The sequence below is a fragment of the Pseudoalteromonas sp. McH1-42 genome, from assembly GCF_022347845.1.
In the GTDB taxonomy this organism is placed as follows: Bacteria; Pseudomonadota; Gammaproteobacteria; order Enterobacterales; family Alteromonadaceae; genus Pseudoalteromonas; species Pseudoalteromonas rubra_D.
On sequence record NZ_JAKRFU010000051.1, the window covers coordinates 1 to 7,149 of the forward strand.

A 7,149-nucleotide genomic window follows, 5' to 3' on the forward strand; every position below is an offset into this window, starting at 1 on the left:
CCAGCATTAATGAATCAAGGCGCCGGGCATGAATTTGGGGGCAGTTTTTTCTGAGCATATCGTGTAGGATAGTGATATCACGCATGGTGTTGTTATCTGATTAGTTTTTGGCGAAATAAATTAGATCAAACAATGCCGTGCGTGTCCATCACATTGATTTTAAGAATGATTATCTGGGGATTCCTCAGAGCGGAGCGTTATGCGTAAAGGGTTATCGATTGAGTAGCGAATGCTGGTACAGGAATAAAGAGTGGAGCAAAGAGATTGAAAATAAGTTCTTCGAAAAACTTAAGCGTGCTCGCCGAAAAGAACAATATCTACGTATTCAGGCTGGCACTATTGCTAGAAGAGCACCAGATGTAGCACTTTCACTATTAGATCAATACTTTGAGTTAAGCGATGATTTCGAGCATGCTCAAGCTTACTGTGATATGGCAACTGCATATATAGCAGAAGGTGAAATTGAAAATGCAATAAACTCTTATCGCAAGGCTTTAGAAAGAGAGTCCGCATTCTCAAATCTAAAAACTGATGCATACATCCTCTATCCACTGGTCATAGTTGAGAGCAAACTTACTGATTTATATCAGTCTGCTAACGAAATACTAGATGAGCATCAAGAGCGGTTAATGTTTCCAGTCGATCATTTTCGTTGGCATGCAGCAAAGGCAATTATTTTTACTGAAAGCGGCAATAATGAACAGGCTGCTAGGCATGCCGGTCAAGCGTTCGACGCGGCTCAAATTAAAAAGTCAGGTTTTCGCTTTCATCAAAGCCTTGGTTTGGTTGGCAAAGAATATAAGGGTTTGGTAAATGAGATTCGTGCCATACACGCATAACAAACCGTTTAAGCCGAAGCCAAACACTCCAGTTGCTTTGAGGTTCGCTTCGCTCACTTTACTACAAAGCAACTTCCGTATTTGCCTCGGCTTAGCGGGGCGTTAGCCGTCAAGGAGTAATAATTGAGTAGTATATTCGCGTTTAAGTGTTCTTCCTGTGGAGAGATGCATGAGGGGTCACCCAGTTTTGGATTCAGAGCGCCTGATCCTTACCTTGAGCAGCCTGAAGAAGTACAAAATGAAGGTAAGCTAGGCTCAGACTTGTGCTACTACAAGGATGAAGATGGTTACCACTACTTTATCAGAGTAATCTTAGAAATACCGATTATTGGAGTAGAAGACCCTTTTATGTGGGGTGTTTGGGTTTCTCTCAGTGAGTCTAGCTATAACCATTACGTAGAAACTTATGAACAACCAGATATCGACCGAGCCTACTTTGGGTGGTTGTGCAATTATCTACCTTACTATGAAAGTACGTATGCTTTGGCCACTGACGTACACCCTCAACCGGATGGTGCTCGTCCCTTAATCGTACTTCATGAAACTGACCATGAATTATATGAAAATTTTGTGAAAGGCCTTGAAATAAGCAAAGCTCAGAAAATCGCAGAACTTTGCATGCATGGCTAACAAAAAATTTAAGCAGACCCTCAACGCTGCACTTTCAGTTTGCAGATAGTTTAGTGTTTAAGGTGTTATGCAGAAAAGGTCGCTAGGCGTTTCGGGCTACTTAATCGAGCGTTAAATGGCATGATGGAAGCAATATTTATATCAACCAATGGCACATATCTAGAAGCTACCCTTGAAATAGAGGGGAAGCAGTACTGTGTTATGGATGAATTGACGCTAGATATCGAAAACCTGCCCAAAATAGGCGAAAGCTTTGCATTCGAGTTTTCAAATTCCCTCGATGAAGATGAAAGTTGGGAATCAATTTTCCAATCTAACCCTGAAAAGAAAAAGTGCATTGAACAAGTTTCAGGCTGGAGATACAGAGCTTTCGGTCAAATAATTTCAATAAACCCAGTTATAGTTGATTGTGGCATTTTAAAGGAAGAAGATATAATCCATACAAATGATCCAAGTGTAGTTGGAGAGTTTATTAGTTTTACAATTAGCAGGCTCGGTGTGTATGCCATTTAACAAGTCAGTCAAAGCGGACGCATACTCGCTGGCCTATTTATTGCTAATCGCTTCGCGGAAAAAAGGTCCATCAAGCATGCGCCGTTGCTGCAAGCGTTATATTTCCATTGGAGTCTGTCGTGATTCTTAACAACGAGTATGAAGTCACAATAGCAAGTGATGTCAGTAACGGTCGAGACGGAATAGGAGTTGAGATTTATTTCAAGGGTAAGTTGATACTTGAGATATTTCGTGATGACACAAAAAAGTCGCGTGAAGTGACAACTTACGACAAAGATATCCCGTTAGAGGTTGTTGAAGCTTCTATCGAGTTATTCAAAAAAGAAATACCTTGGGATTTCCAAGATTAGTTCATTGGAAATATAAAAGTTAATTAAACTATGGACGCAAAACAACAGGCTTGCGCTCATTCCTCGCTTAGTTTAGCATGCTATTTTCCACTGTTTATTAAGGCGTTAGGTATAGGTTTTAGCATGGAAGTAAAATTCGGGATTGGATTAGGTAATATTAGGTTTGGCGTTGATCAAGTTACCCTAAAAAGGCTGATAGGAGAGCCCAACAAAATAGACACCGATAATGATGGGCTGCTGCTTCTTCAATACAACAAACTTAAGTGTACGTTTTGGATGGATGAAACTGACAGGCTTCACTGGATTCAATGCTCAAATCCAACGTTATTAATTCAAGGTGTTAACATAATAGGCTTAGAGGTGCTGGTTGCTATTTCTAAACTTAAGGTAATCATCGAAACGCCTTTTGAATTTGAAGATTATGGCTCAATGGAAAGTTACTCCTTTCCGGAACAAGAGCTTGAGATTCAATCTGAGTACGGTGTTGTTACTACCGTTTGTTTTGGTCATTTCTGGAAAGATGATGAACCGCTGTATACTAATGCCTAACAAGTTACTAAAAAGGATGTAAAACGCTGGCTTGTGCTTCTTCGTTGCTAATCTTAGCCAAGCATTTATGCGCCCATTAGTAAGGCGTTAGAAGTCATCAATATAGATAGTGTAGTTATTAAATCAGGTAACACCGCCGCTATCCTTACTTTTAGTGAGCGTGAGGGCATTGTTTCTCAGTTACCTATGAAAGTCCTTCTGTGAAACTCAGGGAAAGGGTTTCGGGATACACCGACTGCGAATTCCTCGTTAATCTCTTTGAGTTCATTGCTAAGGAATGGAAAGGTTGGGATGGTGCCCAATAATGGGTGTCTATTGAGGGTGAATCTTAGCGTGTTCGTGCCTCACTAATTATGGTCAAGTATTATTGGCTCGTTATTCGAGGCGTTATATTTTGATTAAAACTTTGATTTTATAAAGATGGGTAAGTTAGTTTGTCAGTCGTTAACCTGTTATGGAATAAAAAAATTGCTCTTACCTCAGATTCTTTAGAAGGTTTCAAAGAGTTGAAAGGAGACTTGTGGGAGTATTTAGTTAAAGATACTAATAATACCTATAGAGTGTTCCGAAGCTTTTTTGACAATAAGTACTACGTTTATGAATTGATAGAACCGAAAGGTGAAACTTTGATAGCCAAGCTTCACTGCAATGGCGACTTTGAAACATACTTAAACAAAAAGACGATTAAAGATTTTGTATGGTTTGGTAGCCAATATAGCAATTTAGCTGAAGGTAAGTTAAAAATTGACAACTACAGTAAAATTTATTTAAACAATGAATTGGTAGCTTTTGTCGGTGGAGAAAATAGGGTGAATTGGTTTTTTAAGGTTGTTTTACATGGTCGTAAAGTTCGCTATCGGAAATGGAGTGGAATTAAATATAATTCCTTTCGGATTAATGAGAGACTAGCCTTATCTCTAGTAGTATCATATATGGCTAATTTGGAATAAAAAATGCCGTTACTTATGGCGTTATATTTTCAAGGAAGGTTTATGAAGTTTTTAATTTTTGTAGCAATAGGGCTCTTTCGTCTTCTAGCCTTGCTGATTGTGATTTTAATGTTAAACGATCAAATGATGAAATTGATGATTGGCTAATCTAAAAAAGTCCTACATACAGAGAAATGGTTAAAGATATCAGATCCAGACCTATATTCCGTACCTATATAATAAAAGATGCTATTTCCGTTAGAACAGGGAATACATATGCTAGAGACGGGAGGTTAGAGATACATGTAAACCCTAATCTTTTACCCGAGAGAAAGATTTCTACAGTAATTTTTGAAATGAGCAATGCATAGTTTAATCCTGAGCACCAAAAAATAGACAGACTTGTAGACAAAGGCTTTATTAAAAAAGAAGAATTTGGATTGGCCCATGAGATTTATTAGTACGAGGCGATAAGGAAGCATAGATCTGTGATTGGCGACATCAATAATGCTTATAACAGACTCCCAAAGGATTTTTATCACCTTGTGTCGATTAAAAATCGAATTTTTAAAAATACAAAATTCCGAGTTTAGATAGATATTTGGAAAATCAATTAAAATAAGGGCATGCAGCCCATTATTATGGTTGGTTTTTAAAACGACAAAAAGATAACTATCAGCGACAGCGGGTCAATTTAAGCTGCGCTTCAATTGCTCGCTGACTGGGGCGTTATATGCCCAGAGAGACATCCGAATGAGTTTTACTATTTTAGCTGAAGTTGAAGTTTTAAAAGTTAACGATAAAGACTTTCTGGCGAGATTTATTAATGGTGCTAGGCCAGCTATTTCTTATAAAAGCTTGGAAACTTCTGGTGCATCTTTTGCGTCATGCTCTATTAATCAGGGTAATGTCGAAGAAGCATTTCCTGGTGACAAGTTGGGAGTTGAAAGTGACTTTCTAAGTCCCGAAGTGCATGAACCGCTGATGCATGTTGGTTTAGAGTTTGGTTTATATGCGGGCCCTTGGAAAATAGCAAAAGGCAAAGTTTCCTTTTTGTCTTAAGGGCATATAACAAATTACTCGAAAGGGCGCAAAATGCTTGGCGTGCGCTCCTTCGTGACTAATTTTAGCTAAGCATTTATGCGCCCATTAGTAAGGCGTAATGCATCTATGGAGTTACTTTGCTAAGATTGGCAATATTCGCTTTATCATTGGTAATAGTGGGTTGTAGTTCATATCAACCAATTGAAGGCTATCCTGAAAATGGCGCTAGTGGATTCTCTGAACAAAAGCTAGGTGAACAATCATTTCTTGTTCGAGTTGATGGTACTAGTAATGAATCGTACGAGAAGTTGAGGTTTAAGCTGCTACGCAGATCCGGAGAACTTTGCCCAGGTTCATTTACCTTGACCAATTATACGATGAAGCAAGGGTTTGTGATTCATGCAAAACGAGTTCATTGGCCATACGTAACTGCTAATTTAAAGTGTACTTCACCTCCAACAGACAATTCAGTTTTGTTTACAAATGGTGTATAACAAGACCTGAAGGGCGGGGTTAAATCAGTTGGCTATGTTCATACCTCACAATTTAGTTAAACGATTTCAATTGCTTATGGTGTCTTCATGTTTTTCAGGGTTAAGCAATGAAGCTAATCGGTAGCAAAATGGAATTAGATTTTCGTGAGCAGTTAATGGCATCACGAGATAGCATTCGCTCTGATTCAAGCTGAAGCAAGTTCTTGAGTCCAGTGGGCATTCTACAGTCAATGGCTGTGTCCCATACAGTATCTCTGAACAAACTGAAGATATCTATCTTGTTCTTATTAATAGCTCATGTCTCATCAGTGTCGAATTCGCTCGCTCCGATCTATCAGAGCAGCCGCTACTTGAGCGTATTGAACTTCAAGATTATAAGCGTGGACTAAGCCGGTCAAATCAGGTTAAGCTCTTTGTTGCACAAAATATAGCCGGCGGGCAAACATAACAAGCGCATCAAAGTCGACCCAATAAGCGCCTACTGGGGCGGCTCAAGGCTTAAAAGTATGGGCGCCTAATGCGGGCGTTATGTGTAATCAAGAGAGATAGTTATGTATGAGTCGTTTGACGATTATTTAGAGTATATGAGGGCTCGCAAGGGGAAGATTCCCGTCCATGTCTACGAGTTTGACACTGATGTAAATCGCCATGATCTTGAGAGTCCGCAATCATTACATGACTCTTGGGTTACAAGCATCAATATTAAAGAGCATAGAAACAAAGAAAGGCCATTTAACCCGAGTACAACTATAGAGATCGAATTGCTTGGGCCAATGCATGACCGAAATATAGTTCTAAAATATGAAGAAATAGAATCATATGCTTTTGAGGGTACTAAAAATCCGTATAACTATGCAGACACATACCATGGCGATATAGTTTGCCATGAAGTTAGGCTAACTGAGGGTGGTTACCTGTTACATGAAATTCTTATGGCATCAGAAGCTACCATTAAAATAGTGTGTAAGAACATTACCTGTAATGAGCAGGTTTACACCTAACAAGAGAATCTAGGTGACGCCTTCCGCGGACCCAATTAGGCGTTATGTGCACAGAAGATTTGAGGTTACTTTGACAGAGATTGATTATACACAATATACGCTTGAGGAATTACTTGAATGTAAAGAGAGTATTGATGGTGAAGCTTATCCAGAACGATTAGCACAAATCAATATATTAATTAAAGAGCGGATCAAGGATAAACCATTTCAAAGGGTATCTATTGCTGATGAAGATGGAAATATTGCTTCGATTAAAACAGGTAGAGCTCCATCTTTTGGGTTAGGAGTAGGAGAGATTGCAGGCAGCATTTTATTTGGTTTGATTTGGTTAAATCAAACGGATAATGAAAGCTACTTTCATTTAATTGGCTACTTTGTAATTTTATCTGGTTGCATTTCAGGTGCGTATCATTTGTACAATGCATTTGCGAAAAATCGTTTCTCGGCACAAGATATTGTCGCTCATGACAAAGAAAAAGACCCGTTTGAATCAACTTTAAACAGGCTGTCAAATGGGAGTGATAATAAGTATTGTGGTGACTGCGGCACTGAAGTCGAAAAAAGGTATAAATTTTGCCCTAAATGCGGAAACAAGTTTTAGGGGGAAAGCGCATAACAAAGTCGTAAATGCGGACAAAAAGCAGTGGGCATTGCTCGTGCCTCAAAAAATTTTAGCCAGCTATTTTATTGCCGCTTAGTAAAGCGCTGGGGGATCCCCTCATAATTGAGGCCTCCCGAGCAGATGTATCAAGCGCACGTATTCACGTATAGCCCAGCGCAGTTGCTTTCCTGTCATAACA

General features: G+C 39.2%; 9 protein-coding genes. All 9 read left to right on the forward strand.

The features are described 5' to 3' along the window. Nucleotides 1-218: 218 nt before the first annotated feature. The 9 genes from MHN31_RS23800 to MHN31_RS23840 all read left to right on the forward strand — a co-directional run bounded on the left by MHN31_RS23800 (nt 219) and on the right by MHN31_RS23840 (nt 6,950). Nucleotides 219-839, forward strand: a complete 621-nt coding sequence (locus tag MHN31_RS23800; protein WP_239445509.1) for a tetratricopeptide repeat protein — start codon at nt 219-221, stop codon at nt 837-839. A gap of 123 nt (nt 840-962) precedes the next feature. Further along, entirely contained in the window at nt 963-1,469 is a 507-nt protein-coding gene (locus MHN31_RS23805) for a DUF2199 domain-containing protein (RefSeq protein ID WP_138536490.1), read from the forward strand. Between the two features lie 120 nt (nt 1,470-1,589). Beyond that, nucleotides 1,590-1,982, forward strand: a complete 393-nt coding sequence (locus MHN31_RS23810) for a hypothetical protein (protein WP_239445510.1) — start codon at nt 1,590-1,592, stop codon at nt 1,980-1,982. A 119-nt stretch (nt 1,983-2,101) separates the two neighbouring features. Continuing rightward, complete coding sequence (locus MHN31_RS23815) at nt 2,102-2,332, forward strand: hypothetical protein (RefSeq protein ID WP_228553242.1); 231 nt, start codon at nt 2,102-2,104, stop codon at nt 2,330-2,332. Between the two features lie 123 nt (nt 2,333-2,455). Beyond that, nucleotides 2,456-2,881, forward strand: coding sequence for a hypothetical protein (locus MHN31_RS23820; protein ID WP_239445511.1), 426 nt, complete (start codon nt 2,456-2,458; stop codon nt 2,879-2,881). Nucleotides 2,882-3,315: 434 nt separating this feature from the next. After that, entirely contained in the window at nt 3,316-3,831 is a 516-nt protein-coding gene (locus tag MHN31_RS23825) for a hypothetical protein (RefSeq protein ID WP_239445512.1), read from the forward strand. A gap of 732 nt (nt 3,832-4,563) precedes the next feature. After that, nucleotides 4,564-4,872: a hypothetical protein gene (locus tag MHN31_RS23830; RefSeq protein WP_239445513.1), complete on the forward strand. Its 309-nt coding sequence runs from the start codon at nt 4,564-4,566 to the stop codon at nt 4,870-4,872. A 1,027-nt stretch (nt 4,873-5,899) separates the two neighbouring features. Then, nucleotides 5,900-6,349, forward strand: coding sequence for a hypothetical protein (locus MHN31_RS23835; RefSeq protein ID WP_239445514.1), 450 nt, complete (start codon nt 5,900-5,902; stop codon nt 6,347-6,349). Between the two features lie 46 nt (nt 6,350-6,395). Beyond that, the gene (locus MHN31_RS23840; RefSeq protein WP_239445515.1) at nt 6,396-6,950 is read left to right on the forward strand and encodes a zinc ribbon domain-containing protein; all 555 of its coding nucleotides are present in this window, start codon (nt 6,396-6,398) and stop codon (nt 6,948-6,950) included. The last annotated feature ends 199 nt before the right edge of the window (nt 6,951-7,149 follow it).